Origin of the sequence: Vibrio sp. S12_S33, from assembly GCF_963889785.1 — a bacterium.
In the GTDB taxonomy this organism is placed as follows: Bacteria; Pseudomonadota; Gammaproteobacteria; order Enterobacterales; family Vibrionaceae; genus Vibrio; species Vibrio aestuarianus.
In genome coordinates this window covers 1-746 of record NZ_CAWPQZ010000199.1, presented here as the reverse complement: position 1 = coordinate 746, position 746 = coordinate 1, and the positions used below count along the sequence as shown (strand labels likewise).

Genomic DNA, 746 nt, shown 5'->3' with positions numbered 1-746 from the left:
CCTTTTTTCATCGGGATAAGCCAATGGCGATTGATGCCTTGCGAGCTCCATGCTTGAAGTAAACCTAGGGAGTAAAAGCCTTTGTCGAAGAGCGTTAAGCTGTTATCGGGGGTCGTTTCGATAAGCTGCTCTGCCAGCTTCATTTCATTGACGGTATAACAGTCAAAAGCACTGCCTGTGATTAAATGACTACTCAGCTCCATCTGACAGACCATGCGCACCTGTGGATACTGTGTTTCTTTACCATCCCGATTCGTGGGCTTAGCAAACGCTTCAGCGTTATCTTTTGAGTCTTCTGTTCGCCATAAAACCCCATCAACACCCAGTAACGTAAGTCCGTTCCAGTTTGGTAAGTTAGCCTGTTTGAACCAATGACTTTGCGTACACTCAAAGAGCGCTTTAGCGGCTGACTCACCAAGGTTTTTTCTTCGCTGTGTTAATGCACTTGGAGCAACAAATGGCTTACCTGTGCGGTCAACAATATCGAGCATATTGACAATGTCAGCCATGGATTTATCGTTATAGATAGCCATGCCAACCAGTAACCATGCCATCGACTCTAAAGTGAGCTTTCGTTTTCTTAGAGTAACGGTATCAGTAAGCTCATAAGCACTATTGATGAGTTCAATGGGCAGGAGGTCTGAGAGTGTCTCAACGTGATTTGGTTTATAACTGTTGATGATATCGAGGGCTTGAGAAACGTGCATAAAAAAATCCGATAAACAATGTCTATCGGATTTTTACAT

General features: G+C 43.8%; 1 protein-coding gene. It reads right to left on the bottom strand.

The window, feature by feature from the left end; translation table 11 throughout:
- Positions 1–707 (bottom strand): IS4 family transposase (locus tag AACW06_RS19835; protein ID WP_192076368.1); only part of this gene is annotated, 707 nt, incomplete at its 3' end.
- Positions 708–746: the final 39 nt, after the last annotated feature.